The sequence below is a fragment of the Larsenimonas rhizosphaerae genome (genome assembly GCF_023700005.1).
In the GTDB taxonomy this organism is placed as follows: domain Bacteria; phylum Pseudomonadota; class Gammaproteobacteria; order Pseudomonadales; family Halomonadaceae; genus Larsenimonas; species Larsenimonas rhizosphaerae.
This window is the reverse complement of sequence record NZ_JAMLJK010000001.1, coordinates 152778-179766: the sequence shown is the minus strand read 5'-3', so window position 1 is coordinate 179766 and position 26989 is coordinate 152778. Positions and strand designations below refer to the sequence as shown.

General features: G+C 58.3%; 28 protein-coding genes. 15 read left to right on the top strand and 13 right to left on the bottom strand.

Annotated elements, in window-relative coordinates:
* Positions 1–61 precede the first annotated feature (61 nt).
* Together NAT21_RS00825 and NAT21_RS00820 are read right to left on the bottom strand one after the other, a co-directional pair.
* Complete coding sequence (locus tag NAT21_RS00825) at positions 62–265, bottom strand: hypothetical protein (RefSeq protein ID WP_250934916.1); 204 nt, start codon at positions 263–265, stop codon at positions 62–64.
* Positions 228–1193 carry an alpha/beta hydrolase gene (locus NAT21_RS00820; protein ID WP_250934914.1) on the bottom strand — a complete coding sequence of 322 codons (966 nt, stop codon included), beginning with the start codon at positions 1191–1193 and terminating at the stop codon, positions 228–230. The genes NAT21_RS00825 and NAT21_RS00820 overlap by 38 nt, the downstream gene beginning before the upstream one ends.
* Before the next feature lie 382 nt (positions 1194–1575).
* On the opposite strand from NAT21_RS00820, the gene NAT21_RS00815 reads away from it, so the two are divergent.
* Positions 1576–2766, top strand: coding sequence for an MFS transporter (locus tag NAT21_RS00815; protein WP_250934912.1), 1191 nt, complete (start codon positions 1576–1578; stop codon positions 2764–2766).
* Between the two features lies 1 nt (position 2767).
* On the opposite strand, the gene NAT21_RS00810 is transcribed toward NAT21_RS00815, so the two are convergent.
* Entirely contained in the window at positions 2768–3379 is a 612-nt protein-coding gene (locus NAT21_RS00810) for a DNA-3-methyladenine glycosylase I (protein WP_322974106.1), read from the bottom strand.
* A 243-nt stretch (positions 3380–3622) separates the two neighbouring features.
* Here NAT21_RS00810 and NAT21_RS15455 point away from each other — a divergent pair, with 243 nt between their 5' ends.
* From NAT21_RS15455 to NAT21_RS00780, 7 genes are all read left to right on the top strand, one after another.
* On the top strand, positions 3623–3748 hold the full coding sequence (locus NAT21_RS15455) for a hypothetical protein (RefSeq protein ID WP_265896022.1): 126 nt from the start codon (positions 3623–3625) through the stop codon (positions 3746–3748).
* A gap of 224 nt (positions 3749–3972) precedes the next feature.
* A complete protein-coding gene (locus tag NAT21_RS00805) occupies positions 3973–4125 on the top strand; it encodes a hypothetical protein (protein WP_250934910.1) in 153 nt (50 codons plus the stop codon).
* A gap of 255 nt (positions 4126–4380) precedes the next feature.
* Positions 4381–5370: a TAXI family TRAP transporter solute-binding subunit gene (locus NAT21_RS00800; protein WP_250934908.1), complete on the top strand. Its 990-nt coding sequence runs from the start codon at positions 4381–4383 to the stop codon at positions 5368–5370.
* A gap of 116 nt (positions 5371–5486) precedes the next feature.
* The gene (locus NAT21_RS00795; RefSeq protein ID WP_250934906.1) at positions 5487–8093 is read left to right on the top strand and encodes a TRAP transporter permease; all 2607 of its coding nucleotides are present in this window, start codon (positions 5487–5489) and stop codon (positions 8091–8093) included.
* Positions 8094–8213: 120 nt separating this feature from the next.
* Positions 8214–8741: a helix-turn-helix domain-containing protein gene (locus NAT21_RS00790; RefSeq protein WP_250934904.1), complete on the top strand. Its 528-nt coding sequence runs from the start codon at positions 8214–8216 to the stop codon at positions 8739–8741.
* The gene (locus NAT21_RS00785; RefSeq protein WP_250934901.1) at positions 8738–9436 is read left to right on the top strand and encodes an AzlC family ABC transporter permease; all 699 of its coding nucleotides are present in this window, start codon (positions 8738–8740) and stop codon (positions 9434–9436) included. Before NAT21_RS00790 ends, NAT21_RS00785 begins: the two co-directional genes overlap by 4 nt.
* On the top strand, positions 9433–9771 hold the full coding sequence (locus NAT21_RS00780) for an AzlD domain-containing protein (RefSeq protein ID WP_250934899.1): 339 nt from the start codon (positions 9433–9435) through the stop codon (positions 9769–9771). Before NAT21_RS00785 ends, NAT21_RS00780 begins: the two co-directional genes overlap by 4 nt.
* Here the strand turns inward: NAT21_RS00780 and NAT21_RS00775 are convergent.
* The 3 genes from NAT21_RS00775 to NAT21_RS00765 are packed head-to-tail and all read right to left on the bottom strand — an operon-like array spanning position 9765 to position 12934.
* Positions 9765–11354, bottom strand: coding sequence for a diguanylate cyclase domain-containing protein (locus tag NAT21_RS00775; protein ID WP_250934896.1), 1590 nt, complete (start codon positions 11352–11354; stop codon positions 9765–9767). The two genes, NAT21_RS00780 and NAT21_RS00775, sit on opposite strands and share 7 nt — an antisense overlap.
* On the bottom strand, positions 11351–11776 hold the full coding sequence (locus NAT21_RS00770) for a hypothetical protein (RefSeq protein WP_250934894.1): 426 nt from the start codon (positions 11774–11776) through the stop codon (positions 11351–11353). Before NAT21_RS00770 ends, NAT21_RS00775 begins: the two co-directional genes overlap by 4 nt.
* A gap of 9 nt (positions 11777–11785) precedes the next feature.
* Positions 11786–12934 carry a hypothetical protein gene (locus tag NAT21_RS00765; protein ID WP_250934893.1) on the bottom strand — a complete coding sequence of 383 codons (1149 nt, stop codon included), beginning with the start codon at positions 12932–12934 and terminating at the stop codon, positions 11786–11788.
* Positions 12935–13354: 420 nt separating this feature from the next.
* Between NAT21_RS00765 and NAT21_RS00760 the strand changes: the two genes are divergently transcribed.
* A complete protein-coding gene (locus tag NAT21_RS00760) occupies positions 13355–14998 on the top strand; it encodes an OFA family MFS transporter (protein WP_250934892.1) in 1644 nt (547 codons plus the stop codon).
* 244 nt (positions 14999–15242) lie between these two features.
* Here NAT21_RS00760 and NAT21_RS00755 read toward each other — a convergent pair whose 3' ends face one another.
* From NAT21_RS00755 to NAT21_RS00740, 4 genes are read right to left on the bottom strand one after another with little or no spacing between them, the layout of a single operon-like run.
* The gene (locus NAT21_RS00755; protein WP_250934891.1) at positions 15243–16361 is read right to left on the bottom strand and encodes an ABC transporter ATP-binding protein; all 1119 of its coding nucleotides are present in this window, start codon (positions 16359–16361) and stop codon (positions 15243–15245) included.
* Between the two features lie 3 nt (positions 16362–16364).
* Positions 16365–17240: a carbohydrate ABC transporter permease gene (locus tag NAT21_RS00750; protein WP_250934890.1), complete on the bottom strand. Its 876-nt coding sequence runs from the start codon at positions 17238–17240 to the stop codon at positions 16365–16367.
* A complete protein-coding gene (locus tag NAT21_RS00745; protein WP_250934889.1) occupies positions 17237–18139 on the bottom strand; it encodes a carbohydrate ABC transporter permease in 903 nt (300 codons plus the stop codon). Before NAT21_RS00745 ends, NAT21_RS00750 begins: the two co-directional genes overlap by 4 nt.
* A 30-nt stretch (positions 18140–18169) precedes the next feature.
* Positions 18170–19444: an ABC transporter substrate-binding protein gene (locus NAT21_RS00740; RefSeq protein ID WP_250934888.1), complete on the bottom strand. Its 1275-nt coding sequence runs from the start codon at positions 19442–19444 to the stop codon at positions 18170–18172.
* 217 nt (positions 19445–19661) lie between these two features.
* On the opposite strand from NAT21_RS00740, the gene NAT21_RS00735 reads away from it, so the two are divergent.
* The 4 genes from NAT21_RS00735 (at position 19662) to NAT21_RS00720 (ending at position 22817) form a co-directional block, all read left to right on the top strand.
* Positions 19662–20654 carry a DNA topoisomerase IB gene (locus NAT21_RS00735; RefSeq protein WP_250934887.1) on the top strand — a complete coding sequence of 331 codons (993 nt, stop codon included), beginning with the start codon at positions 19662–19664 and terminating at the stop codon, positions 20652–20654.
* 91 nt (positions 20655–20745) lie between these two features.
* Positions 20746–21264 (top strand): peptidase associated/transthyretin-like domain-containing protein, encoded by a 519-nt coding sequence (locus NAT21_RS00730; RefSeq protein ID WP_250934885.1) that lies wholly within the window; start codon positions 20746–20748, stop codon positions 21262–21264.
* Between the two features lie 104 nt (positions 21265–21368).
* Positions 21369–21818, top strand: coding sequence for a universal stress protein (locus tag NAT21_RS00725; RefSeq protein WP_250934883.1), 450 nt, complete (start codon positions 21369–21371; stop codon positions 21816–21818).
* A gap of 453 nt (positions 21819–22271) precedes the next feature.
* The gene (locus NAT21_RS00720; protein ID WP_250934881.1) at positions 22272–22817 is read left to right on the top strand and encodes a DUF3237 domain-containing protein; all 546 of its coding nucleotides are present in this window, start codon (positions 22272–22274) and stop codon (positions 22815–22817) included.
* 102 nt (positions 22818–22919) lie between these two features.
* Here NAT21_RS00720 and NAT21_RS00715 read toward each other — a convergent pair whose 3' ends face one another.
* Positions 22920–23789, bottom strand: a complete 870-nt coding sequence (locus tag NAT21_RS00715; protein WP_250934879.1) for a M23 family metallopeptidase — start codon at positions 23787–23789, stop codon at positions 22920–22922.
* A 173-nt stretch (positions 23790–23962) separates the two neighbouring features.
* Between NAT21_RS00715 and purU the strand changes: the two genes are divergently transcribed.
* Complete coding sequence (gene purU / locus NAT21_RS00710) at positions 23963–24826, top strand: formyltetrahydrofolate deformylase (protein ID WP_250934877.1); 864 nt, start codon at positions 23963–23965, stop codon at positions 24824–24826.
* A 66-nt stretch (positions 24827–24892) separates the two neighbouring features.
* On the opposite strand, the gene NAT21_RS00705 is transcribed toward purU, so the two are convergent.
* Both NAT21_RS00705 and NAT21_RS00700 read right to left on the bottom strand, forming a co-directional pair.
* Complete coding sequence (locus NAT21_RS00705; RefSeq protein ID WP_250934875.1) at positions 24893–25246, bottom strand: EthD domain-containing protein; 354 nt, start codon at positions 25244–25246, stop codon at positions 24893–24895.
* Between the two features lie 20 nt (positions 25247–25266).
* On the bottom strand, positions 25267–26091 hold the full coding sequence (locus NAT21_RS00700; protein ID WP_250934873.1) for an antibiotic biosynthesis monooxygenase: 825 nt from the start codon (positions 26089–26091) through the stop codon (positions 25267–25269).
* Positions 26092–26280: 189 nt separating this feature from the next.
* Here NAT21_RS00700 and NAT21_RS00695 point away from each other — a divergent pair, with 189 nt between their 5' ends.
* Positions 26281–26976, top strand: a complete 696-nt coding sequence (locus tag NAT21_RS00695; protein WP_250934871.1) for an IclR family transcriptional regulator — start codon at positions 26281–26283, stop codon at positions 26974–26976.
* Positions 26977–26989 lie beyond the last annotated feature (13 nt).

Genomic DNA, 26989 nt, shown 5'->3' with positions numbered 1-26989 from the left:
GTTATCCAGGCAACACAAGCGGTGCATGAAAGCCAGCGCACCCGCGGTTACCAGAGCGTTTCTACCGCCCTTCTTCCCAATACGGCGGGGCAGGACAGGTCATGACCAGATCCACCATCGGCCAGTGCGGTCCATCTGCGCGGTAGATGGGCCTGAGTATAGCGCCGAGAGCGAGAGCCAGAGCCAGAGCCAGAGCCAGAGCCAGAGCCAGAGCCAGAGCAACGCTGTCATGGCGCGAGCGACGTGAGCCATTGGCGGACTGCACGCGCTGCCTCCTCGTCCCTTACGATGCCCAGATGAGATACGCCCTCAACGATACGTAACGTCATGTGTGGCGACAGCGGCCTGACAACGGCCTCGAACCGGTCGGCAAAGAGGGCTTCATCGTCCGACCCTGCGAGAAGCAACAGAGGCGCCTTCATCGCCTTGAGGCCCGCCTTGAAATCGGTAGGGCTGAGTCCGGCCATCATGCGGAAGGAATAAGAAAGCGTCTCCGAGCCGTCACGGTGTGTCGCCGGCATGGCGAAATCGAGCACCCGAGCGCCGTTAAAGGCCGTGACCCCGAGTCGATTGATCAATGCCAATGGCAGGATTTTAAAGAGGTTCGGACTGGCCCAGCCTCCCGAGTTCCTGCGCGTGGTCGGCGCATCGTGGCCAAGATAGGGCGCAAGCAATAGAACCCCGTCCACCGGGGGCATGTCCTGCCTCTCAGCAAGGCGCACCACCAGCCCGGCCCCGGATGAATGGCCGCCCAGTACCACACGCTCGATACTGTCCCTGCGTGCTCGAATATGGGCCACAAGATCCACAAGATCATCGCCGGGCTGTTCGATGTAATCGACATCACCGCGACGATGAGGCGCCGGGCCATGCCCTCGAAGGTCCGGCGTATAAACGGTTGCCGCATCGGCGGAGGCGATAGACCGCGCAAGCGGGGCCAGATACCGGCTTTCGGTACCTGAGCCATGCACCAGAACGAGCGCAATACACGAATTACTCGGATAGTGCCGATACCCCAGCGCACGACCGTCACGCGCGGTATAACGCTCGAGGGCAGGCAGCTCGACTGCCCTGGCATCATCGAGCGAAAGCGCCTCGAAGTTCAAACCGGTTTCATCTGCCATCAGATTCATGGGCCAAGGCACTCGAACAGCCATTACGCTGATCAGGAAAAACACAACCAATGGACGCATCCAGTCGGCCTGCGATTTCGCAGCTTGAAAGAGCGAGCCGCGTCAGAAGTCAGGATAGCCGAGGAAAGCGCCAGACCAGCGACCCATCATGATCGATCACGGCGCTACTGCTCGGCTGCAAGCAACACTGTTCAAGAAAGTGAGTGTTTACACAACCCATACCTTCCGATATGTCCCGGCAGTGGCAGCGCCTGGCACGGATCCCCCTTATCGTTGAAGCCATGCGCAAGAGTCCGGGCAGGCGGTGCTGCCCGGAAAGGAACCGAGCCGTTTTCAGCCGAAAAAGTTACGCATGACAGATACTTGACGATAGATCGTCCGGCCGACTTCCCGTAGTCTGCGCCCAGTCTTTCTGCAGCACTGTTTCACTCGGGAGCATTTCATGACATCTACTACCGCCGACTGTACGGCTTCGCCTGACTCGGCCTCTGCGGCCTGGGGGGCTGTATGGGCCATGGCACTCGGTGTTTTCTCACTGGTCACCGCCGAATTTCTACCTGCCAGTCTGTTGACCCCGATGGGGCAAGGTCTGGGAGTATCCGAAGGGCAGGCCGGGCAGGCCGTGACAGTGACCGCGCTGATGGCGCTGGTCGGCGGCCTGACGATTGTCCCGCTGGCCCGCACGCTTGATCGCCGTCATGTACTGCTGGGTCTTTGTTGCCTGCTGATCGCTTCCAACCTGCTGGTAGCAGTTGCTCCGTCATTGCCGCTCATGCTGCTGGCGCGCATTTTTCTCGGGCTGGCCCTGGGCGGCTTCTGGGCGATTGCAGCCGCCACCACGATGCGACTGGTGCCAACGGCCGAGATACCAAAGGCCCTGTCGATCATTTTCAGTGGCGTGCCCCTGGCGACCATTACCGCCGCGGCGCTGGGCAGTTATCTGGGTGACCTGTTCGGCTGGCGGATGGTCTTTTTCATGGCGGCAGGGCTCGGCGGTCTGACGCTGATCGCCCAGCTGATCACACTACCCCGCATGGAACCGAACCACGCCGCGGGCGCGGGTACCATGCTGAAGGTGCTCAAGCGGCCTGGGGTGGGTATTGGCATGCTGGCCGTGGCCATGGTGTTTACAGCCCATTTTGCAGGATTTACCTATTTGCGGGCCTTTCTGGAAAACAATGCCGGATTTCATATCACGGGAATTTCCACCCTGCTGCTGGCCTTCGGCGTCGCAAACCTGATCGCCACACTCGTGGGCGGTCGTCTGCTGGAACATCACATGCCCCGCATGCTGTGCGGCACGGCGCTGTTCATGGGGCTTGCCCTTGCCTGCCTGGCCCTGCTGGGCACCCAAAGCAGCTGGATGGCCTCGGCCATGGTCATTGTCTGGGGCCTGGGGTTCGGGGCCACGCCTGTCAGCTGGTCTACCTGGATTACCCGCATCGTGCCGGATGAGGCCGAAAGTGCCGGGGCACTGTTCGGGGCCGCCATTCAGACGGCCATTGCACTTGGGGCTGCCGCCGGTGGCGTACTGGTGGACGCCACCGGCGCACCGGGCATGATGCTGACCAGTGGCATTGTTCTGCTGATTGCGCTGGCCCTGATCGGCAGTCGTGTAAAGCTGACGGCCTGACTCAGGAAAGCGCCGCGACCTCGGCGTGGCGAAAACAGGCATGGGTGTGATCATTGATCATGCCCGTGGCCTGCATCCAGGCATACACAATCACCGGGCCTGCAAAGGTGAAGCCTCTTTTCCTGAGCGCTTTCGAAAGCGCCACTGAGGTCTCGGTCTGTGTGGGGATCGGCACCTCACCTGCCTGCACCGGGGTATGCTTCACACTCGCCCAGACAAACTCGTCAAAGGGTTCACCGGCCTGATGCATGGCCAGCCAGGCGCGCGCATTTCTTATCACGCCTTCAATCTTCCTGCGTGAGCGTACAATGCCTGCATTGCCCATCAGCCGTTCCACATCGGCCTCGGTAAAGTCCGCAACCCGCGCGGGCTCGAAGCCCGCGAAGGCTTCCCTGAACGCCTCCCGCTTGTGCAGGATGGTTCGCCAGGACAGCCCCGCCTGAAAGCCATCGAGCATCAGTTTTTCCCACAGGGCGCGGCTGTCGTATTCCGGCACCCCCCACTCGGTGTCGTGATAGGCAATCATCTGTGGATCATTGCCGGGCCAGTTGCATCGAACGCAGCTGCCTTCCATGGTTTTCTCCTCTAGCAGTGTGCCGAAGTGTGCATCCACGCCATGTCCTTGACGCTATATTCTTGCGTGCAATGACCCCTTCCCCATCAAAACAAAGACTTACTTATAAACTACGTGAAAAACATGCCGTGACCGGAAATTTCACAATGGCAACTCCGGCACAGAACGCGGCCTGGGCCAGGCGCATCATTCGCGTGCTGAGTGATGTCGGCCAAAACTATAAAGCTTGATGAGGTTGGGGAAGCAATGAAAATTACCGCAGCAGTTGTAATGACACTTGTCATGTCCGCCAGTAGCGCCGCTTATGCCGGTCAGGGCGACAGGACCAGTGATGAAGGTGGATTCTGGGGCTGGTTGTTTGGTGGTCATCACCAAAGTCATTCGTCCGGTGGTTCGGACATGTGCTGATCGGTTCAACCGACAGCCGCCCAAACGCTGTTACGCCTGCGCCATGCAGGCGTTTTTTTATGTATCCCCTGTAGCCGGGCTACGTGTTCCTGGCTATTGGTCCCGTCTCACGGCCTGTGCACTTATTGGCACAGACTATCCCTGACCAGTTCGCGCATGATTTAATCGTCAAAGTTCGCTTTGGCGACCCTATAACTATTATTCAAGTCCAAGGATAGATCATCATGCGACGTATTATGGCAGTGACTACCGTGATTCTTCTGACCGCCAGCGCCGCCGCATATGCCTATGCGGGCAGCACGGATCAGAAGGGTCAGGGCGGGTTTGCTCATCCGTTCGACCACCAGCCCAGCGACAAGCGTCACAACATGTGCTGAGTGGCGAATCAATATACACCTGCTTCTGCAGGTGTTTTTGATTGAGGCCTGCTTACCTTTTTTTCAGTTCTACCTTCTCGTTTCACATCAAATTACTTTTTTGAAACTTAATCCTGATCAAGCCACGTTTGGCAGTACCCGTTCCGGGGATTACCGTGAACAGGACACTACAATACCAACCTGCCCTTGAACGCCGTGATCATGCACCTTCCGACACGCACTACAACAAGCAAGGGCAATGATCGAGGGATCCTCATGTTTGCAAAACATCATGCCTTCAAGACGCTGTTCTCGGCCGCTGCACTGGCGCTGAGCACGGTGGCACTGACAACTGCACCGGCTCAGGCAGCCGACAAGTTCATGACCATCGGCACCGGTGGACAAACCGGCGTGTATTACGTGGTAGGCCAGTCAATCTGCCGTTTCGTGAACCAGGGCGACAGTGGCTACAAATGTAATGCGCCGTCGACCGGTGCCTCGGTAGCCAACGTCAACGGCATTGAAAATGGCGATCTGGACATGGGCGTTGCCCAGTCGGACGTGCAGTACAACGCCTATCATGGCGAGGCCCAGTTCAAGGGTGAACCACATGAGGATCTGCGTAGCGTGTTCGCCCTGCACGGTGAACCGGCCACTATTGTCGCGCGCAGCGGCAGCGGCATCACGTCCCTGGATGATTTGAAGGGCAAGCGTGTCAATATCGGTAACCCGGGCTCCGGTAACCGCGCGACCATGGAAATGATCATGGAAGCCAAGGGCTGGACCAGGGACGACTTTGCCCTCGCCTCCGAGCTGGATAGCGCCGAGCAGGCTTCTGCCCTGGCCGACAACAACATCGATGCCTTCATCTTTGTTGCCGGCCACCCCAATGGCTCCATCCAGGAAGCCGCGACCACCACGGACGTCACCCTGATCCCGCTGGATGATCCGGCGATCAAGGAGCTGGTTGATGAAAAACCCTATTACAGCTTCTACACCATCCCCGGTGGCATGTATAAGGGCAATGACAAGGACGTAACCGTCTTCGGTGTCGGTGCCACGCTGGTCAGCTCCACCAAGGTCGACGACGATACGGTCTACGCAGCCACCAAGGCTGTATTCGACAATTTCGATCGTTTCAAGAAGCTGCACCCGGCCTTTGCCAAGCTCGACCCGAAAACCATGATCAGCGATGGTCTGTCTGCCCCGCTGCATGACGGTGCCAAGCGTTATTATCAGGAAAAAGGCTGGCTCACCGACAAGTAATACGGTGATACATTGAAAGCAGATGCTTTCCGACCACCATGCCCCCGGTCCGCCGGGGGTATTGCGTTACTGGACTGATTAAATAACAACGTCCCTGGTCATCGAAGGAACACCTCATGACAGACTCTCCTGCTTCATCATCCCATGATGCCGCCGAACGCGCGCGGGAAATGGCCGCCAGCGCCGACACCGGCGGCCGCCAGCTTACGGGCTATCCGAAGCGGCTGATTCTGCTGCTGGCCTTTGCCTGGTCAGCCTTTCAGCTCTGGATTGCCTCTCCCCTGCCCTACATGCTGGGGGTTGGCGTCTTCGGCGCCACGGAAGCACGCTCGATTCACCTTGCCTTTGCACTGGTACTGGCGTTTTTATCCTATCCGGCCTTCAAGCGGTCGCCAAAGGAGCGCGTTCCACTACCGGACTGGGCCATGGCCCTGGTCGCTGCCTTTGCGGCCATGTATTTGTATATGTTCTATGATCAGCTCGCAAACCGACCGGGCAACCCGATCACTCAGGACGTGGTGGTCGGTATTCTAGGGCTGGTTTTGTTGCTGGAAGGCACGCGCCGCGCGCTTGGGCCACCGTTGATGATCGTGGCCATGGTCTTTCTGGGCTATTCCCTGGCGGGGCCTTACATGCCGGGCATGCTGGCTCACCGGGGCGTCAGTTTCGAAGCCCTGATCAACCATCAGTGGCTGACCAGCCAGGGTGTCTTCGGGATTGCGCTGGGTGTATCCACCAGCTTTGTCTTTCTGTTTGTCCTGTTCGGTGCCCTGCTTGAGAAGGCCGGTGCCGGCAATTATTTCATCAAGGTGGCCTTCTCGATGCTGGGCCACTATCGCGGTGGGCCGGCCAAGGCAGCGGTGGTCGCTTCCGGACTGACCGGGCTGATCTCCGGGTCATCCATTGCCAATACCGTCACCACGGGCACGTTCACGATCCCGATGATGAAAAAGGTCGGCTTCAGCAGCACCAAGGCCGGAGCCATCGAAGTCGGCGCATCCGTCAATGGCCAGATCATGCCACCGGTCATGGGGGCTGCGGCCTTTCTGATGGTCGAATATGTTGGCATTCCCTATGTGGACGTCATCAAGCATGCCTTCCTGCCCGCCGTCATTTCCTACATCGCACTGCTCTATATTGTTCACCTTGAAGCCATGAAGTCCGGCATGAGCGGGCTGAAAAGCACCAATCCGCCCAAACCCTGGCTACAGAAGGTGCTTGGTTTCCTGACCGGGCTGATCGGCATCATGGCGCTGGCGATCGGGGTGTATTACGGACTCGGCTGGCTGAAACCGCTGCTGGGTGATGCCACCCCCTGGGGCGTGGGTCTGCTGCTGGCCGTGGTGTATATCCTATTGCTCAAACTGGGGTCCAACTACCCTCCGCTGGAGCATGATCACCCGGATAGCGACATTACCGAATTGCCTCAGACCCGTCCTACCGTGATGGTCGGTCTGCACTTCCTGCTGCCGGTCATCGTGCTGGTGTGGTGTCTGATGGTCGAGCGGCTTTCTCCAGGATTATCCGCCTTCTGGGCCACGGTCATGATGGTCATCATCATGCTTACCCAGCGCCCGATCGATGCCTTTTTCCGTCAGGAAGGCCAGTTCGGCCAGGCCGCCAGGGCCGGTGTTCACGATGTATGGATGGGGATGGTAGACGGGGCGCGCAACATGGTTGGCATCGGGATTGCCACCGCGACCGCCGGTATTATCGTAGGGGCCGTATCCCAGACCGGCGTCGGGCTGGTGCTGGCCGATCTGGTCGAGCAGCTGTCGATGGGAAGCCTGATGCTGATGCTGCTGTTGACGGCGGTACTGAGCCTGATTCTGGGCATGGGGCTGCCAACGACGGCCAACTATATTGTGGTTTCGGCCCTGCTGGCTCCCGTCATCGTACAATTGGGTCAGCAACAGGGCCTGCTGGTACCGTTGATCGCCGTACATCTGTTTGTCTTCTACTTCGGCATCATGGCGGATGTCACACCGCCGGTCGGGCTGGCATCCTTTGCAGCCGCGGCCATCTCGGGGGCAGATCCCATCAGAACCGGCTTTCAGGCCTTCTGGTACAGCCTGCGCACAGCCGCCCTGCCCTTTCTGTTCATCTTCAATACGGATCTGCTGCTGATCAACGTGGATCTATGGCACGGCATATTGATCTTTATCGTGGCCACCCTGGCCATGCTGATCTTTGCTGCTGCCACTCAGGGCTGGTTTATTACCCGAAGCCGCTGGTACGAGACAGTACTGCTGCTGGTAATTGCCTTTACCCTGTTCCGTCCGGGCTACTGGCAGGACAAGATTGTTCCCCCCTGGCAGGACCTGCCTCCTGCACAGATGGCGCAGGCGCTGGAACAGGCCGGGCCGGGTGACAATGTGCGAGTGGCCATAGATGGCATCGATGACTACGGCCAGCCCACCCACTTTGTGGTGGAAATCCCGCCGGTAGAAGGTGCCAACGGCCAGGAGAAGCTGGATAACCTGGGCCTGATGCTGCGAGAGGACGGCAACAAGACGCTGGTGGACATGGTGACCTGGGGCAGTGAAGCCAAGGAGCTCGGGTTCGACCTTGATCAGACCATCACCGCAGTCCGCCTGCCCGCTGACCGCTTCGCCAAGGAGTGGTTATGGCTTCCTGCGCTGGGCGTGCTGGGGCTGATTATTGCCCTGCAGAACCGGCGCCGGCGCAAGCATGCCGCGTCACGGGAGGCAGCCACCGCATGACCATGTGACCTGTCGATGAAAAAACGCGCTTTCGGGCGCGTTTTTTCATGGCGCCTGCTTGACCTGACGTTCCATATAAAGAACACTTCAGACAAACGTTCTTTATATGGAACACCTCGTATGACTACCGACGAACTAATACGTCTTGGCCAGCGCATTACGACGCTGCGCGATGCCAGAGCACTGTCACTGTCAGGCCTTGCAGAAACCGCCGGGCTGGCCAAATCCAGTCTCTCCCGCCTGGAGCGGGGTCAGGCCAATCCCACCCTGGATACCCTGTGGCGGCTGGCAGAAGCACTTCAGTTGCCCTTCGGCAGCCTGATCGCTCCGGTAAACGGTCACGCAGGCAATGAAGACGTGTCGGTTCAGCTTGTGGCACAGAACACGACCACTGCCCCGATGGACATGTACCTGATGCAGATGGCCGCTCACCAGCAGCGGTACGCCAGGGCCCATCCAGCGGGTACCCGGGAGCATGTTACGGTGATCAATGGTGTCCTGACCGCCGGGAATGATCAGCACGGCAGGCGGCTTGTCGCCGGCGAGCGTCTGACCTTTGATGCAGATGTCGATCACCACTACCTGACCCATGATCAGGGCTGCGAAGCTCTGGTGGAAGTCCACTACCGGCAGGCCTGTACACCATGAAGAGTCACCGGCCGCTTTACTCGGGCATGATCCAGGCCCTGCCGATCGTGAGTGGCTATGTGCCGGTTGCCGTGGCATTTGGCGTGATCGGCCTGCAGGCCGGTATCACACCGATCGGCATTCTGGCACTTTCGCTGCTGGTCTATTCCGGCGCCGCTCAGTTCCTGTTTGTAGGGCTGGTCGCCGGTGGTGCATCGCCACTGCTGGCCGCCGGCATCGCCCTGGGCATCAATCTGAGGCATGTAGCCTATGGGCCGGCCATTGCCGCCTCGCTGCCACGCCATCCGGTCCTGCCGTTTCTGAGCCATTTGCTGACTGATGAGTCCTTTGCCCTGGCCAGCAGCCGACTTGAACAGCACCATGAAGGTGAGCGCTTGCGCTGGTTCAGTGGCGTAGCCCTCGCAGCATGGGCCAGCTGGGTAGGGGGAACACTGACAGGAGTGCTCGCCGGCCACTGGCTGATGATGCAGTGGCCCCTGCTGGACAGGGTACTGCCCTTTGCACTGCCTGCATTGTTCATCACACTGCTGTTGCCCCGCATGAATACACGCCACTGGGCGCTGGCCATCAGTATCAGTGTGTTCAGTGGTGTCATCATGGCCATGGCAGGCTGGCCCAATGTGGGCATCCTGCTGGCGGCGGGGTGTGGCGCGCTTTACTTCTGGCTGAACCACCACCGGAGCATGTCACGATGACCATCGCATTCTGGGCGGCGCTGATCATGATGGCCCTGGGCACCTGGCTGATGCGGGCCCTGCCACTTTGGTGGGTACAGCGACGACGCGCGCGGCCTGATACGTCAATGGCGACCACGCCTTATGGATTGATCGTCGCAGGGCCGCTGCTGATTGCCGGGCTGCTGGGGGTCTCACTGGTGCCTTCGGAGCCAGAGCCCATCACCTGGCTGGCGACCCTGGCGGGAGCCCTGGCCACGATCCTTTGCTGGCGCCTGACTCATCGTACCGGCCTGCCGATTCTGGTTGGTGTGGCGCTGTTCGGGGTGATCACATGGCTGGCCGAGCTTCACTGACGCTCGTGATATCGCCAGGTATTGCGGCCGGCCCGCTTGGCCGAGTACATGGCCGCATCCGCCAGCCGCAGTGCTTCGCGGCCGTCACCGGTATCATGCCCGATCACGGCAATACCGATACTGACGCCCATGTGAACATCATGACCGTCGATAACCAGCACCGGCTCTGCCAGTTGCGCTGACAGCCCGGCCAGTAACTCGTTGATGGCGGGGCGGCCCGAGCGGCTGCTTACCAGCATCACGAACTCGTCGCCTCCCAGCCGGGCCAGATAGTCATCCTCGATCATGGCGGCATTCAAAAGCCGGCCCACGCTGATCAGGGCCTGGTCACCGGCATGATGCCCGTAGGTATCATTGATCTGCTTGAAGTGGTCAAAATCCACCAGCAACAGCGTGACCGGTGGCTGTACATCGCTGGCCGACAGGAACTGGTACTGATCAAGCCTGCGCTCGAACCCCAGCCGGTTGCCCAGCCCGGTCAGGGGGTCCGTCATGGCCAGCAGGGTGGCCTGGTGTGCAGCCACCTTTTGCTCCGTGATGTTGTGCGCCACTCCCTGCGAGCGTCCGGGTGACAGGGGGGTAATCTGCAGGCTGAGCCACTGGGGCTGTTCCAGCGTATCAATGCGAACTTCCCATTGGCAGGCTTCGTTCCGGCCGGCGCCGCACCTGAGGAATGCCTCGGTGGACGGCATATCAACCCCCGGTAACTCGTGAAGAAACAGCGGAACGCGCTCAAGCTCAAGTGCCGGCGCCAGGCCGAAAAAGTACCGGAAGGCCATGTTGGCAGACAACACCCGGCCTTCATGATCGAGCTCGAAAATACCGGCATCGACATTATCGAAAAGCGTTCGGTACCGACGTTCTTCCACCGTCTGGATCTGGCGAAGCCGCCGTTCCTCGCCAAGGCTTTTCATCAGGCGATCAATCATCGCGTTGACACTACCGACCAGCTTGCCAATTTCATCGTGATGATTATTCCAGGGAATTTCGAGCTTTTGACCGGTCTCGGCTTCAAGCTCGCTCAGACGATGCGAAATACCGGCAATGGGCCGCGTAACATGGCGCAGCACAATGAATACGACACACAGCCCCACTCCCAGCAGCTGAATCATCAGCGCTATTGTCAAAAATCGGGAGGCCTCCACCACCTGCCGGTCGATACCGGCTTCGTCCGGCATCACGAAAATCCGGCATACCTGCTTTCGGGCATCAAACGGAGAATGAATCACGCGTTCAATGCCACCTTCCGCCTGGTCAGGTACGTGATACCCGGCAGGGGTCAACGCGGTGCCATCGGCCTGAACGATGTAAACATCACTGATGATGGAATTGCCGATCAAGCCTTCGGAAAGCTCATGGGCCAGCTGCGTGTCCCCCAGAAAGCAGGCCGCCTGTGCCGTACGCTCGACCGTTGAAAGCAGCTCTTCAATCCTGGAGTACTGGTTACGGCGCTCATCACTGGCGTGCACCTCGACCGCGACAGAGACAAATATGACACCAAGCAACCCCACGACGCCCATGACCATTGCTGTCGTACGCAGCGCCAGCCGGGTTTGAAACAGCACTTTCAATCGCTTGATCATTCAGGCGCCTCTCTGAGTAGAAAGACCACCCGCATGGCAGGCCTCAGATCGGCGGCATCGATATACCCCAGCGCATTGGAGTTGTGATCCACCAGTTCGAAGACGGTAGCTTCCTCGCTGACCTGATGTGGCGGCGAGCCGCGGCCGGAAAATACCAGCCGAGCCCACCAGCCGTTGATTTCCGCCAGCTCACGCTGAACAAGCGCCCGGTAAAATCGGGCGCGCAGCGGAGCGAGATCGATCGGCAGGGCCAGCTCGCCACGTGGAAGCCGGTTATAGCGCCCCATGTAAATATTGACGATGTCATCGCGTTCAAGCGTCAGGATGTCGCTATCGGGATTGGCGATCACGGCAATATCCGCCCGGGCATGTGAGCAGAGCAGAAACAGGGACACCAATAACGCACAGCAGGCATGACGCATGTTCTCCTCCTAGAAGATGAAATCCAGCCCAAGACCGAATGTCACCATCTCAAGGTGCCCATAATCATCGTGCTGACGCAGCAGGGGAGACGCCCCATAGGCACTTACATGATCAATCTGCCCCTTGATCGCCACCCTGGGGGTTACGTCATACCGAAGCCCGGCACTCAGCGTTCGCTGCCTGAAATGGCCCCCATTGAGATCCTGATTCGGATGGGAGGCCATCCACGCGGCCGACAGATAAGGGGTGTACTTGCCGTGTACATATCCGGCCGACAGTAGCGCACTGTGAACATGACCGCCCTTGCCGGACAGCGAGATCTCGTTGGCCATGGCCAGCAGCTGAAAGGGGCCAGGCTCCCAACTCACCGACAGCGACGTGAAATTCATGTCGGCAAAGCCGTACAGGTCGTTGAGGTCGGCATTCTGCGCCACCAGGGCGGCTACCACCCCGGCATCGATAGCGCCATAGTCGTAGTCGGGGCTGGTTTTCAGCGAGGTATACCCGGCACGGACAAACCAGCTTCCCTGCCTGTAATCAAGGTGACCGCCCCAGACATGCGGGTCCTTCAGGTTGGCCGAGACATTATCCGTCAGGTACAGCCGCTTGCGATTTCCATTACCACCAAAGAAGGTGGCACTGATGACACCGGAGCCGACTCCTTGAGTCAGCGTCACGTCGCCTCCGTCGATGGCATTGAGCTGCATGAGTCCGAAAAGCTCCACCGGGGGTCTGAGCCAGGGGTAGGCATAACCGACATACCGGGATTCCGAGAGCATATAGACGTCCCAGCCGATACGGCCCAGGCGCATATGAACATGAGAGGACGGGGAATACCGCAGGAAGGCCAGCGACAGTACCGGCTCGAAGCTGCCCGTATCGTCATAGCGGCTGAGCCCCTGAACCACGGCGCCCCACTCGCGATCAACATCGTAGCGAAGCTGAAGTCCGAGCAGACTGTTCTGGCGAAACCCGATGCCCTTGCCGGCACCGTCGGGCTGGTCCAGCTTACGCACGGGAGCAGCCTTGTCCTGGGGGTTGTACACCATGCCCAGCGTACCGAACCCATTGATGCTCAGGTGATCAAGCGGTTGATCGTCCGCCGCTGACAGCAACGGCACCAGCAGACCCAGCAGAACGCAAAGATATTTTGCCATGACATAGGGCTCTGATCGCAGTTCAGGTGCAAGCACATACTTACACCATGGTCAGAACCTTATCGGTCACAGACAGTGTTACTTGACTGACCACAGGCCTTGAAAAGGCCGGTTGCTGAAGGGGAATTCGTGCATTCGAAGCAGGCAACCGGCAACCGCTGGTCATGTCATCGCGCGCCTTACTCACGTCTCACGTCCGGGTCATGAAGCAATGGCCTGATGACCTCCTTTGACCATGAAAATCGTTCATATAACTATTGGCTAGTTGTTGCGCCCTATTCGATGACTTTAACTGTCGAGTCCGGATTTACCTGAAGACGCAATCAATATCGGCACAGGCAGAGGCGCCCTGAACAGGCACTTTTTCATGATGCTTGTACGTCGTTCGCGACGCTCACAAATAAAGATAAAAGAGAATCAATGAATAACACTACCGCCTCTCGGCGCCCTGCCGGCTTTTTCGACCGCGAGACAACCATCGCCCAGGCGGGGTTCAATCGCTGGTTGACGCCTACCTCGGCACTTGCGATACACCTTTGCATCGGCATGGCGTACGGGTTTTCGGTCTTCTGGATTCCCATGACCACCCTGCTGCCTTCCTCGAACACTGCGGCCAGCTGTAGCAACACAGGACTTTTACAAGCGCTTACGACCACCTCCTGCAACTGGGCGGTAGGTCATGTGACGTACACCTTCGGTATCTTTATCGCCATGCTGGGCATCTCCGCTGCGCTCTGGGGAGCCTGGCTCGAGCATGCCGGGCCACGCAAGGCCGGCGCCATCGCGGCGCTTTGCTGGGGTGGCGGCCTGATTCTTGGAGGCGTGGGGGTGATGACGCACCAGCTTTGGCTACTCTACCTGGGGTGCGGTGTTCTGGGCGGCATTGGCCAGGGGCTTGGCTACATCACGCCCGTCTCGACGCTGATCAAGTGGTTCCCTGACCGACGCGGCATGGCAACCGGCTTTGCCATCATGGGCTATGGCGGTGGTGCGATGGTAGGCGCTCCTCTGGCCGTCTGGCTCATGGGGATGTACTCAGATAACGGCGGCAATGGCGTCGCCCTCACCTTGATTACCATGGGCATCATTTACTTCATCGTCATGAGCATTGGCGCCCTGAGCTTTCGCGTCCCGCCCAATGGCTGGAAGCCTCAGGGATGGCAGCCGTCGGACAAGCAGCACACCAATACCATGATCACTCAGGGCCATGTTCATCTCAAAACATCCTGGAAAACCCGGCAGTTCTGGCTGATCTGGGCGGTGCTGTTCCTGAACGTCACCGCGGGCATTGCAGTGATTTCGATGGCAAGCCCCATGCTGCAGGATGTATTCGGCTCTGCCTTGCTGGGCGTGGAGAAGACCGGTGAGGCACTGACCAGCGCGCAAGCCACGGCAATTGCCGCAGCCGCAGCGGGTCTGGTTGGCCTGATCAGTCTATTCAACAGTGTAGGACGGCTGTTCTGGGCTTCCCTTTCAGACAAGCTGGGGCGCAAGAACACCTACTACGTGTTCTTTGTACTTGGCATCATCGCCTATTGCTCGCTGCCCACCTGGGGTCACCTGGGCATGGCCGGGCTGTTCGTCATTTCCATTTGCGTAATTCTGAGTATGTACGGCGGTGGTTTTGCCACCGTTCCTGCTTATCTGGCCGATATATTCGGCACACAAATGGTTGGTGCCATTCATGGCCGCCTGCTGACCGCCTGGACCGCTGCGGGCCTGATCGGCCCTGTCGTGATTACCCTCATCAGAGAAGCCCAGCTGGATGCCGGCGTAGCACCGGCGCTGGTATACGACCGCACGCTCTATCTCATGGCGGGCCTGCTGGCGATAGGCTTTATCTGCAATAGCCTTATCCGACCGGTCGATCACTCATTGCACATGTCAGAAGAGGAGCTCGCTCATGAGCGCGCTCTGCAAAACGAAGCCAGTGTCTCAAGCGACGCCCAGCTGGCCGCGCGTGGCCGGTTCGGCATTCGCGGCGTAATTGCCTGGCTCGCGGTCGGCGTGCCTTTTTTGATCGGCCTCTACATTGCCCTTGCCAAGGCCGCCGCGCTGTTTTGACACTTCCTTATTACGGCAGGATCCACCGAACAGGATCCTGCCCCCACCCCTTGTCGAGCATGTCTCCAGGCACCACCACCTGATAGAAAAACCCTTTGTTGACATGCATTTAAAGGCAGGCACGGCCTGATCAGTGTATCAGGCATCGTTCAGGTAGAACGGCCGACGGGCATTCAGGGCCTGGCTGACGAAAGCCCGGTACCCACGCCGCGACTCTGGGAAGGCACCGTCGACGCGTCGCAAATCAGGTATGACGAATTCGCGCCTCGCTATCAGGATCAAACGCCACCATACGAGAGACATCAAACGCAAAGCGGGTCGGCGTTCCGGCCGAAATATCGGTACCTGGCCGCATGCGTGCATTAATCTCCCGCCCGCCCAGGTGCGTCACCACGTACATGTCGGCCCCGGTGGGCTCGACAAGTTCTACCTCCAGCTCGGCTTCAAAGATGCGGCCGTCATGATGGGCGCTGGCCGGGTCGGTAATCGCCTCCGGCCGGATACCAAGAATCACCTCACGGCCCTCCCAGCCGGCCAGAGCCTCGGCATCCCGTTCGATGGGCAGCATCAGAACGTCTTCATTACGTTTCCTGACCCGGGCATGCAGGACACCCTCGTGCCGGACGATATCAGCCCGAAGCAGGTTCATCGAAGGCGATCCCATGAAGCCGGCCACGAACAGATTACTGGGGTCATCGTAGACTTCCTGCGGTGTTCCCAGCTGCTGAAGCTCTCCTGCCCGCATCACCGCGATACGAGTGGCCAGTGTCATGGCCTCGATCTGGTCATGGGTCACATACACGATGGTCGTATTCAACCGCTGGTGCAGCTGCTTGATCTCGGTACGCATGTCGACCCGTAACTTGGCATCCAGGTTGGACAGGGGCTCATCGAAAAGAAACAGCTGTGGATCACGTACCAGCGCTCGCCCCATGGCCACACGCTGGCGCTGCCCGCCGGAAAGCTGCCCCGGCTTTCGATCAAGCAGCGATTCGATCTGAAGCATGCGGGCGACCTTCTGGATGGCCTCCCGGCGCTGCGCCTTTGGTACCTTGCGCATTTCGAGCCCGAAGCCGATGTTGCCGGCCACCGTCATGCTGGGGTACAGCGCGTAACTTTGAAACACCATGGCAATATCTCGTCGGGCCGGATGCAGCTCGTTGATGCGTTCGCCGTTGAGCAGAAGCTCCCCTTCCGAAATGGAATCCAGTCCGGCAATCATGTTCAACAGCGTTGACTTGCCACAGCCGGAAGGTCCGACCAGCACCAGAAAGTCGCCCTTTTCGATCGCGATATCGATGCCCTTGAGCACGGTGGTGTCGCCAAAGCGTTTTTTAATATTGTTGATGTGTAGAAAACTCATTGCTCAACCCTTCACCGAACCGGACATGAGACCGCGCAGGAAATATTTCCCTGCGAGGACATAAACAATCAACGTGGGCACTGCCGCAATCATCGCGGCGGCCATATTGACGTTATAGGCCTTTACCCCGGTCGAGCTGTTGACCAGGTTATTGAGCGCCACCGTGATTGGTGCACTGTCTCCCGAGGAGAACGACACACCAAACAGAAAGTCATTCCAGACATTGGTGAACTGCCAGATTACGGTCACGACAATGATGGGAATGGACGACGGCAGCAGAATGCGGAAAAAGAGGGTAAAGAATCCGGCACCATCGAGCTGCGCGGCCCGCACCAGCTCATTGGGAAAGCTTTCGTAGAAGTTGCGGAAGAAAAGGGTCGTAAAGCCGATGCCATAGACCACATGTACCAGCACCAGCCCCGTGGTGCTGTTGGCTACCTGCAGAATACCCAGTACACGTGCCATGGGCAGCAGGACAATCTGAAAGGGAATAAAGCAGCTGAACAGAATCAGGCCAAAGACAATCTTGTGGCCGCGAAAGCGCCATTTTGTCAGCACATAGCCATTAAAGGCCCCCAGCAGTCCTGAAATCAGAACAGCAGGCACCACAATACTGATGCTGTTGAAGAAGTAGCCGTGCACCCCATTGCATTCAAGCCCGATACAGGCACCACTCCAGGCGTCCAGCCAGGGCGTGACCGTCCATTGCTCCGGCAGCGCCAGCATGTTGCCCTGGTGAATTTCTTCCAGCGACTTGAACGAGGTGGTCAGCATCACATAAAGGGGCGTCAGATAAATGACGGCAAATACACACAATACGGCATACAGCATCACTCGCGCGCCACTGAGCGAACGCCGCCCCGGCATGGCAGAACTCATGAGCGGCCCCCCCTCAGTTCGGAGTACAGATACGGCACGATCAATGCTGCAATCACTGCCAGCATGAACACCGCACTGGCTGCCGCGATCCCCATTTCATTGCGGGAGAAGGCATAGGAATACATGAAGGTTGCCGGTACCGCCGTCGAGTTGCCGGGTCCGCCTCCGGTCATCGCAACAACCAGATCGAAGCTCTTGATGGCCAGATGCGCCAGCACCACAATCGCGCTTAAAAAGACCGGGCGCAGTTGAGGAATGATTATTCGCGCATAAATCTTCCAGGTCGGCGCGCCATCGATCTGGGCAGCCTTGATCATTTCACCATCAATGCCCCGCAGCCCGGCCAGGAACATGGCCATGATGAATCCGGTGGCCTGCCAGACCGCCGCAATGACAATGGTATAAATCGCCATGTCCGCATTGATGAGCCAATTGAAGGTGAAGCTTTCCCATCCCAGTTCGCGCATGGTTTTTTCAAGTCCAAGCCCCGGATTGAGAAACCATTGCCAGGCGGTCCCGGTCACGATGAACGACAGCGCCATCGGGTAGAGGTAAATGGTACGCAGAACCCCTTCGGCGCGAATGCGCTGATCAAGCAAAATGGCCAGCAGCAGCCCCAGCACCGTGCAACTCACGATATAAAGCAGGCCGAACACCCAGATATTGTGAAGCGCGATCCCCCAGGTCCATGAGCGCCACAGCTTTGACCACTGCTCCAGCCCGACCCAGGTATAATCCGGCAGCATGCCGGAGTCGGTAAACGAGATATAACTTGTCCAGACAATAAAGCCGTAGACGAAGAACAGCAGCAGGGCGAAGGACGGGGCGAGCACCAGCTTGGGAAGCCATTGCTGCAGCCGGCCCCGCCCCTCGCCATGACGAGGGGGGGAAGAAGGCATGAGTCATGCTCCGAGACGGGAAGGAAAGACTTATTTAGCGTCCTGAATGGCCATGGCCATCTGCTCGGCAGCCACATCGCCTGGCATACTGCTGTTGACGAAGGCAGACACGATGTCGAATACGGCATTTTTCACCGCCGCCTGAGCCGCATATCCATGCGCCATGCTGCCCATCAACGTATTGTTCTTCGCGGCGGCCTGTACCTGCTCATATCCCTTCTGTGCACATGCATCCAGCTCATCGGCAGGCAGGTCCATGCGCGCGGGTACGGATCCCTTATTATTGCTGAACGCTATCTGGAAGCCAGGTGAGGCAATGGCACGCGCCATGGTGTCCTGAAGCGCCTGCTGCTGCGTGTCATCGGTTTTGAACATGATCATCAGGTCACTGTTGAACGTCACTGCCTGCTGGGTGCCTGGCGTGCGGAAGCACAGATAATCCTTGTCCGGCGCGAGGTTTGCGTTGATGAACTCCCCTTTTGCCCAGTCCCCCATGATCTGGTAGAGCGCCTTGTCATTGATGACCATGGCGGTGGCCAGATTCCAGTCACGCCCGGAGGAGTTGGGATCACGATAGGCCAGCAGCTCGCGGAAGTTGTTGAAGGCCTTGATCATGGTGTCGGAACGCAGGGTAGCATCGTCAAGGTCGATGAAGGCCTTGCGATAGAAATCAGGGCCGCCGGTCGCCAGCATGACATTTTCAAATACCGTGGCGTCCTGCCAGGGCTGCCCACCATAGGCAAGCCCCGTATAGCCCGCATCCCTGGCCTTTTTCATCGACGCCAGAAAGTCCGTCCAGGTAGTGGGTTGCTCGATACCCAGCTTGTCCATCAGTGCCTTGTTGGCCCACACCCAGTTGGTAGAGTGAATCTCGAAGGGGGCTCCGATCCAGTGGCCCTTGTATTTCGCAAAATCCTGCAGCGGCTGGGGAAATATGTCGCCCCATTTCATGTCCTGGGCCACCTTGTCCAGGTAGCTTAATCCGCCACGCTCTGCCCAGTCACGGGCATCAAATCCGAGCACCTGAGCCGCCGTTGGCGGGTTGCCGGACGTGACACGCGAGCGAAGCACTGCCATGGCATTGGTACCTGCGCCGCCCGCGACCGGCATGTTCTTCCAGCCGATGCCCTGATCGGCAAGATCACTCTTGAGTACCCCCAGAGCACGAGCCTCACCGCCCGATGTCCACCAGTTGAGCACCTCCACTTCCCCCTTGTCCGGTGTCTCTGCCGCCTGGACGGGCAAACCCAGTGTAAGGGGTAACAGTGATGCAAGCAGTGGTACGGCCAGCCGAGTGGTGATCATGGTATCAATCCCTGTGTCATCGTCCTGCATGAACGACATTATTGTTGGCAGCCCATGGCATATGAGCGCTTTCGACTATCCCGCAGTGTCACCCCCCACCACAATACAACCAAGGATGAAGCTGTCGGGGCCAGGGGATGCCCGGGACCATGCCGCCCTGAAGCCGTCACTGGAAGATCGTCTATGATCAATGAACTCGATACACAAGGAGCAGACAGTGGCCCCAGAAACGGTCTACCGGCACCCGCATGGACGCGGATTTACCTACAGGACGGCGCAGGGCCGTACCTTCAGCCACAGGAAGTGGCGTCAGTGGATCAAGGACCTGGCCATCCCTCCGGCCTGGACGGAAGTGGAAATCACCCTGGACGAGGATGCCCGCGTTCTGGCCAGCGGCCGGGACGATGCAGGGCGAAAGCAGTACATCTACAGCGACAGCTGGCGAGAGGCACAGGACCGGCGCAAGTTCGATCGCATCACCCGCTTCGCCGAGACACTCGAGACCATGCGTCGCGTCACCGGCCAGCACCTGATTCTGGAGGGAATGCCGAGGGACAAGGTAATGGCCTGCATGGTGCGCCTGATCGATGCCGCCTACTTCCGCCCCGGAAGTGAGCGATACAGCCAGGAAAATGACAGCTATGGATTAACCACGATGCGCTCAAGACACCTGACCATCGAAGGTGACGAACTGATCTTTGACTATCAGGGCAAAAGTGGTCAGCAACAGCATCGGGTGGTGGAGGATGAGCGCCTGGCAGAAGTGGTGGCTCAGCTTGACGAAATTCCAGGCTATGAAATCTTCAAGTATTACGATGATGACGGCCGCAAGGTACGTGTCGATAGCCAGGACCTCAACGACTACATCCATGACATCATGGGTGAAGACTTCAGTGCCAAGGACTTTCGAACCTGGGCCGGTACCTCTCTGGCGGCGCTGGCTCTGGATGAGCTTGGTCCCGGGGAGAATGAAAGGGCCAGTCAGAAAAATGTTGTCGAGGTCGTCAAACGCGTTGCGCAGCGCCTGGGCAATACACCGAGCATTGCAAGGGCCAGCTATATTGACCCGCGTGTGGTAGAGAGCTACCTGGACGGCCGAACGCTCAGCCACTTCCGCGCACTGGTCACGCAGGAGCTCAAGACCAATACCCTGATCGGCCCGGACGAACAGGCGGTGCTCGTCCTGCTCAAGAGCCGTCTTGAACAGTAACGACCCTGTCTGAAACGCGCCATTGCAGTAGCCATTAGTGCGGCAGGAAGGCACCATCTCTCCTGTCGTTCCCCGATTTCAAGGAGATACCATGCGCAAGATCCTGGCCCTGCCGCTGTTCGCCGTCATGTTGAGCGGCTGTCAAATGATGTCAGAAAGCGGCATCCTGCCCGACAGCACCACATCAACGCCCAGTCAAAACCCCAATCTGGTCAAGCGCACCGTGCCATTTTCAGCCGACGAATATGCACGCCTTGAAAAGACCGGTACCGGCACGATCAAGGGTCAGCTCTATTATTCCCGGAACGGTCAGAAGATAACCAATGAGGGTGAAACCGTCTCGGTGGCACCGGCCACTGCCTATGCCGCGGAAGCTGCCGATGCCGCGCTCGCCGGCAAGCAGATTGAACCGGCAGACCCCCGTGCCCGTGAATATACCCATACCGCACGCACCGACAGCACCGGCCACTTCACCGTAACCGGTATTCCCGCCGGGGTATTTTATGTCGGCAGTGCCGTCCACCTGCCGGATGGCACTCTCAGCCCGTTTATTCTCAAGCAGGTAAGGCTGAGCGAAGGGCAGACCAAAACCATCGACCTGAGTCGGTGACCCCTGCGGCATACCATCGCATAACGGCCCATTTGCCTGCCTGGTGCCTACACTGAAGAGGTGAGGAAGTTACCTCTTCAGTGTTTTGCACAAGGAGAAACGCCATGTATCGCTCTCTGCTGGTGCCGCTTGATGGCTCTGATCATGCCGCTCACGCCCTGGCTGTTGCAGTCCAGATGCTGGACGATCATGCCAGCCTGTACGTTATCAATGTACCGGAGCCGCCGATGGCCACGGACCGACTCGGCGCAAGTGTCGGGGCCGCTCCCCTTGACTACACCCCGGAAATGGCGCGGGAACAGGCAGAACAGGTCATTCAGGAAAGTCTGGACAAGGCAGGACTGAACAGGAACAAGGTACATGTCATTGTGCGCGGCAGACCCGCGGTAGAAGCGATCCTCGAAGAAGCCAGGGCCCTCGACATTGATGCCATCGTCATGGGCAGCCGCGGGCTTTCCGACCTGCACGGCCTGTTTGTCGGCAGTGTTTCCCACAAGGTCAGCCATCTGGCGAGCTGCCCGGTCATTACCGTCCATCTGCCGAACAAGACCTGATTCGAGCATGCACGAACGTCAGGAGCACCAGCCTCATGCCCGGAGTGCTCCTGTATTGTCACAAGCAGCCTGGACAGGTCTGAATACTTCCAGGCTCACATCCCCTCTCTGCCAGTCCCCGATATACTGTGGTTGAACCACACCACCATGGATGACACGCCGTTGAAAGCGGTGCATTCCGAATTATGGTTTGCCTTTGTGTTGTAAAAAACCGGTATAAGCTTCAAAATGTTACACTATATAACAACATCAGCGGCTGGACTGGTCCCCGTACAGAGCGTCAACTCATCGAGCACAACACGGCATCAACGCGTATCATTGCGAACGGCATGCCATACAGTCGTCGCGCTCCTTGTACAGAGTCTCTTTCCACGGCACGGTCTGTGCCTTGCCTGCATTCTTTCCGGCACCGTGTATCGGGCCGCTATTTTACTGCCATGGAGGACATGACAGGTGGTCGATTCATACCTATCCCGGGCACGACGCGCCGCGTTCGCTGTTGGCCTGGTATTCATGACCGCGCTGGGTGCTGCACCCGCGCAGGCTCTGAACATCCCCCCTGCCCCGGAAAGGCCGCACCTGGAAGCCCTTTACGAAGCGGTAATTCATATCGGCCCTACCCGTTCGCTGGGCCATGGCCCGAATGGGGAGAGGAGAGTCATGCCGATTACGGGCGGCACCTTCAAGGGCGAGCGACTTGAAGGAGAGATCAAGGCCGGAGGTGGAGACCGCCAGCTGATTCGCCCCAATGGTACCCGCGAACAGGAAACCAGCTACGAGATGAAAACCGTTGATGGCGTGACCATCAAGGTTCGCAACGAAACCGTGGTCCATGATGATCTGACGGGGTCGGCACCCTACGCCATGTCCTATATTCATCTCTCGGTACCTGCCGGACGCTACGCATGGCTCAACAACTATGTGGTCGTCGGCACCCTGACGCCAATCCCCGATGAACCCCGGTCCATGCTGCTGAATGCCTATCGGGTCATGCCCTGACGAAAGATGTGCCTGGCCGATACGCACCTCGATGCAGGATGCCCCGGCCAGGTCTGACGTGGCACACATGCAGCCTGCCTGCGAATCGGCCCACCCCACCACTTACTCCTCGCGATTTACTACCAGCAGGGGATCAATACGGGTTGAAAACCAGCTCATGCCCCAGTGCAGATGGGGGCCGGTGGCTCGCCCGGTGGCACCAACGCGCCCGATCACCTGTCCCTGCGTCACCGTATCGCCCACCGACACATCAAGCGCCGAAAGGTGCAGGAAATTGGAGCTGATGCCAAAGCCGTGATCCAGCAGCACCGTACCGCCGGTCAGATACAGATCCGGGTCAGCAAAGGTGATCACTCCACTGGCCGGTGCCCTTACCGGCGTTCCCGTGGGCGCGGCAATGTCCATACCGGAATGGGCCGAGCCTGGCGTGCCGTTATAGATACGCTGACGGCCGAAACGACCACTGATGCGCCCCTCCACCGGCCAGATGAAATGCTGGGCAAACCCGGTTCTATTGTCATTGCGCGTACGCGCCGCGCTGACCTGTGCCTGCTCTCGGCCAATACGGGCGGCGATGTCCGGCGGGGGCGATACGGTACTGGAAGGCACCCCGTTGACCCGTTCGATCGGCCAGTCACGCGGAGTAACCGTGACACTGGCCTGTTGCCGAACGCCGGAGGGCAGCGTTACCTCGATGGTTCGGGGCCGTGTTTCGTCCCGCCCGATACCGAACACGATCGTGCCGTAATCACTGACGTTCAGCACATGCCCGTCATAACGCACCTGGCTGCCCACGGGCACCCGCCCGATGACCATGGCCCCCTGCTGCACGTGTGCCGGCAGAATGATGTCATTTTCTGCGGCCTGTAGCGACGGAGCGACCAGCCCAAAAGCCATCGCCAACAACGCTGCCCACCAGCTGAAAAACCGTGAAAAGGCACCGACGGCGCCATAGTGTGCTGTGCTCATCATGCTACCTGCCCGGGTCGGTCTCATAAAAACTGCTGCCAATAGCGTATGGGACGTTATAATCGGTTACCAACGCCTGGAATGAGCTGTCACTATCGCACAGCACTTTAACGCCAGCACACTTGTTTCCCGGCGCGGCATGATCACTCGCCGCACCGGTTGTTACGGACAGCAGCATGGATACCCCGACGCATTACATCATGACGGTCGCCTGCCCGGCGGCCTCCGGCATCATTGCCGCCGTGACCTCGTTTCTGAGCCGTCACCAGTGTTACATCAGCGAACTGGCCCAGTTCGATGACGAGGAAATCAGCCGATTTTTCCTGCGTGCCAGGTTTCGTTTCAATGAAGGTGCGACAGCTGACTTTGAACAGCTCAACGCCGAATTCGAAGCCATTGCCCAGGACTTTTCGATGGACTGGCAGATTCATGACACCTCGCGCCTGCCCAAGGTCATGATCATGGTCAGCAAGTTCGATCATTGTCTGACAGATCTGCTGTACCGCCACCGCAAGGGAGAGCTGGGCATGGAGATCACCGCCATTGTCTCCAACCACCTTGACCTGCGTTCGATGGCTGAACGCGAGGGCATTCGCTTCGTATACAAGCCCATCACGCCGGAGAACAAGGCACAGCGTGAACAGGAGCTGTTTGAGCTGGTCGAGGAAACCGCGACCGACCTGGTCGTACTGGCCCGCTACATGCAGATTCTAAGTGATGATCTATGCCGCAAACTGGAAGGGCGCGCCATCAACATTCACCACTCCTTCCTGCCAGGCTTCAAGGGCGCACGCCCCTATCACCAGGCCTTTGAGCGCGGCGTCAAGCTGATCGGTGCTACCGCGCACTTCGTGACCGGCGATCTGGATGAAGGCCCGATCATCGAGCAGGAAGTCCAGCGCGTTGATCATACCTACCGACCTCAGGATCTGGCCTCGGTTGGCCGCGCCACGGAAACCGTGGCCCTGTCACGTGCCGTACGCTACTTCATCGAGCACCGGATCTTTCTGGCCGACAGCAAAACCGTCGTTTTTCACTAGTCAGCTCCTGTGTACGACAGATTAAAAAGCCGCCTTTCAGGCGGCTTTTTTGCATCATAAATTAGATCAGGCATCGCTGATAATAGTTGTCTGATGCCCCACCTGAATCAGCGTATTATCGTGATCCAGAAAGGTTTTCTCATCGGGAAATACCTTATCGCGATAAGTATCAGAAGTGAGTACGGCTTTCATGCCGGCCTCGTCATCAAACCAGATCTCCGCGGTACCGTCGTAGTCATCCACGCTGACAGGAGCGTCATCACTTAGCGGAGATGGATGCGTCTGGATATATCGCATCACATGCCGGTCAGCTTCCGGAATGGAGCGAAACAGCGGCCCATGCTGATCGATGTGATGACGAACGAATTCGTCATGAGATAAATCAGGGTGGCGCTTCAGAAACATGGTCATCTTGAGCATGGTCAATCTCCTTCTGTTTATCAGGCTGGCTTCCATCGAGTGGCGGGCGAGGTATCTGGATAGGTGATGCCATCCGGATAGGTCAGCAACTCGATTAACATGCCCCAGGGCGTATATGCATACAGTCCGGCGTTACGCTCACCGCCTTCGTTGCGCGCCAGGCCATGCGGAGGAGATAACAGTTTCCCTCCTGCCATCTCGAGCCGCTCGGCAGCCTGGTCGATATCGTCCACATATATTCCCGGGTGGGTAAGACCGATATCCTGCAACGAGGCAGCCGGTCGCTGAACCGCCCCCTTCATTTCAAACAGCTCAAAACAAGGGCCTTCGCCTAACCGCAGCAATCGCATATGCGTAATGCTGGTGCCGGGTGATAATCCCAGCTGTGACTCCACCTCTGGACCAGCCATGGGCTCGGCATCGGCAGGCTGCACGTCATAGAGCGTAACCGCCCCGAATGCCTTGTTGAAAAATCGTGTCGCCTGCTCAAGGTCCGGAACCGTCATTCCCAGGTGGTCCACACCACGCACGCTGGTGCTGGCAGTGGCAGGCTCCCTTGCGACCTCATCGAGCACGACAGTATGAGCAGCCCCTGCCTCTGTCAGAGTCTCAAGCGCCTCATTGAACTGCTGGGTGTGTATCATCTTCAGATGCCTTTTAAAGGCATCCTCGCTTTCGTACACCTCCATCATGGTAAAGCGTGACGGGTCGCCCTGCTCACGGTAGGCCAGAAAGGACACGTTTCCCGGTTCCCGGCGTACCTGCCCGGCAAGACGGTCGATACAGGCTTCAAGTTCAGCGGCATGTCCCTGTTTAGCTGTTACGGTGGCTAACATTGACTTCATTTCTACCTCCTCGGTGACTGTTAGGCATAACAATGCACTCTTATCAAAAGGTAGTATAAGCGCTCATAAATTCAACAATAATGCATTAAATATTGTTTTATCCTTAAAATTTTCCATATTATGGGAAAAATATCCAAACAGAACATGACAGGGATCGATCCTTGTCACTTGCAACCCCAGGAGATTTCGGTGATCCAGTCGATTGAACGTGCCATTGCCATCCTGGAGGCCATGGCCGATGCCGGCGGCTCGGCCAGGCTTCAGCAGCTGGCTCAGCGTCTTGGGCTCAAAACAAGCACAGCCCACAATATATTGAAAACATTGAATAAAATGGGATATGTACAAAGGAGAGAGGGAAGTACTCTATATTATCTTGGCGAACGAATTCTGACCCTGACACGGGTCATTGGCGATGATGATGCCTTGCGCAGCCGGTTACGGCCCTGTCTCAACGCGATAGCGGAAAAGACCCGAGAAACCGTGTTTGTTGCCGTACCTTGTGGGAAAGAGGTTTACTTCCTGGATGCCATCGAATCAGATCGGCCACTCAAGGCAGCCAGCCCGCTTGGGCAACGTTCTCCAATGGTCGGCTCTGCCATCGGAATGATTTTTCTGGCTTTCATTCCCCGCCTGCGTGAAGCACTGACATCACTGCATGCCGAGCAACGCCCGGCGCCAATGGAGGCTGAAATTCAGCAGATTTATCAGCAAGGATATGCGTTGGACCTGGAGGTCTTCTCGGCAGATCTCAATTGCGTGGCCATTCCCTGGCGGGATAACGGTGAAGTACGTGCCGGTATTGGCATCAGCGGCCCGGCCTCGAGACTACCGGAGGCTCGTTTGCGGGAACTGGCATCAATCATGGCCACGGTGCTCCATCAATAATCACGTCAAAGGC

Coding starts and splice junctions, on each gene's coding strand:
- NAT21_RS00815 (WP_250934912.1), top strand. CDS start 1,576: ATGACATCTACTACCGCCGACTGTACGGCTTCGCCTGACTCGGCCTCT.
- NAT21_RS00790 (WP_250934904.1), top strand. CDS start 8,214: ATGACTACCGACGAACTAATACGTCTTGGCCAGCGCATTACGACGCTG.
- NAT21_RS00775 (WP_250934896.1), bottom strand. CDS start 11,354: ATGATCAAGCGATTGAAAGTGCTGTTTCAAACCCGGCTGGCGCTGCGT.
- NAT21_RS00700 (WP_250934873.1), bottom strand. CDS start 26,091: ATGAAGTCAATGTTAGCCACCGTAACAGCTAAACAGGGACATGCCGCT.
- NAT21_RS00725 (WP_250934883.1), top strand. CDS start 21,369: ATGTATCGCTCTCTGCTGGTGCCGCTTGATGGCTCTGATCATGCCGCT.
- NAT21_RS00795 (WP_250934906.1), top strand. CDS start 5,487: ATGACAGACTCTCCTGCTTCATCATCCCATGATGCCGCCGAACGCGCG.
- NAT21_RS00715 (WP_250934879.1), bottom strand. CDS start 23,789: ATGATGAGCACAGCACACTATGGCGCCGTCGGTGCCTTTTCACGGTTT.
- NAT21_RS00745 (WP_250934889.1), bottom strand. CDS start 18,139: ATGCCTTCTTCCCCCCCTCGTCATGGCGAGGGGCGGGGCCGGCTGCAG.
- NAT21_RS00760 (WP_250934892.1), top strand. CDS start 13,355: ATGAATAACACTACCGCCTCTCGGCGCCCTGCCGGCTTTTTCGACCGC.
- NAT21_RS00800 (WP_250934908.1), top strand. CDS start 4,381: ATGTTTGCAAAACATCATGCCTTCAAGACGCTGTTCTCGGCCGCTGCA.
- NAT21_RS00740 (WP_250934888.1), bottom strand. CDS start 19,444: ATGATCACCACTCGGCTGGCCGTACCACTGCTTGCATCACTGTTACCC.
- NAT21_RS00785 (WP_250934901.1), top strand. CDS start 8,738: ATGAAGAGTCACCGGCCGCTTTACTCGGGCATGATCCAGGCCCTGCCG.
- NAT21_RS00730 (WP_250934885.1), top strand. CDS start 20,746: ATGCGCAAGATCCTGGCCCTGCCGCTGTTCGCCGTCATGTTGAGCGGC.
- NAT21_RS00805 (WP_250934910.1), top strand. CDS start 3,973: ATGCGACGTATTATGGCAGTGACTACCGTGATTCTTCTGACCGCCAGC.
- NAT21_RS00750 (WP_250934890.1), bottom strand. CDS start 17,240: ATGAGTTCTGCCATGCCGGGGCGGCGTTCGCTCAGTGGCGCGCGAGTG.
- NAT21_RS00780 (WP_250934899.1), top strand. CDS start 9,433: ATGACCATCGCATTCTGGGCGGCGCTGATCATGATGGCCCTGGGCACC.
- NAT21_RS00770 (WP_250934894.1), bottom strand. CDS start 11,776: ATGCGTCATGCCTGCTGTGCGTTATTGGTGTCCCTGTTTCTGCTCTGC.
- NAT21_RS00765 (WP_250934893.1), bottom strand. CDS start 12,934: ATGGCAAAATATCTTTGCGTTCTGCTGGGTCTGCTGGTGCCGTTGCTG.
- NAT21_RS15455 (WP_265896022.1), top strand. CDS start 3,623: ATGTCCGCCAGTAGCGCCGCTTATGCCGGTCAGGGCGACAGGACCAGT.
- NAT21_RS00820 (WP_250934914.1), bottom strand. CDS start 1,193: ATGCGTCCATTGGTTGTGTTTTTCCTGATCAGCGTAATGGCTGTTCGA.
- purU (WP_250934877.1), top strand. CDS start 23,963: ATGGATACCCCGACGCATTACATCATGACGGTCGCCTGCCCGGCGGCC.
- NAT21_RS00705 (WP_250934875.1), bottom strand. CDS start 25,246: ATGCTCAAGATGACCATGTTTCTGAAGCGCCACCCTGATTTATCTCAT.
- NAT21_RS00755 (WP_250934891.1), bottom strand. CDS start 16,361: ATGAGTTTTCTACACATCAACAATATTAAAAAACGCTTTGGCGACACC.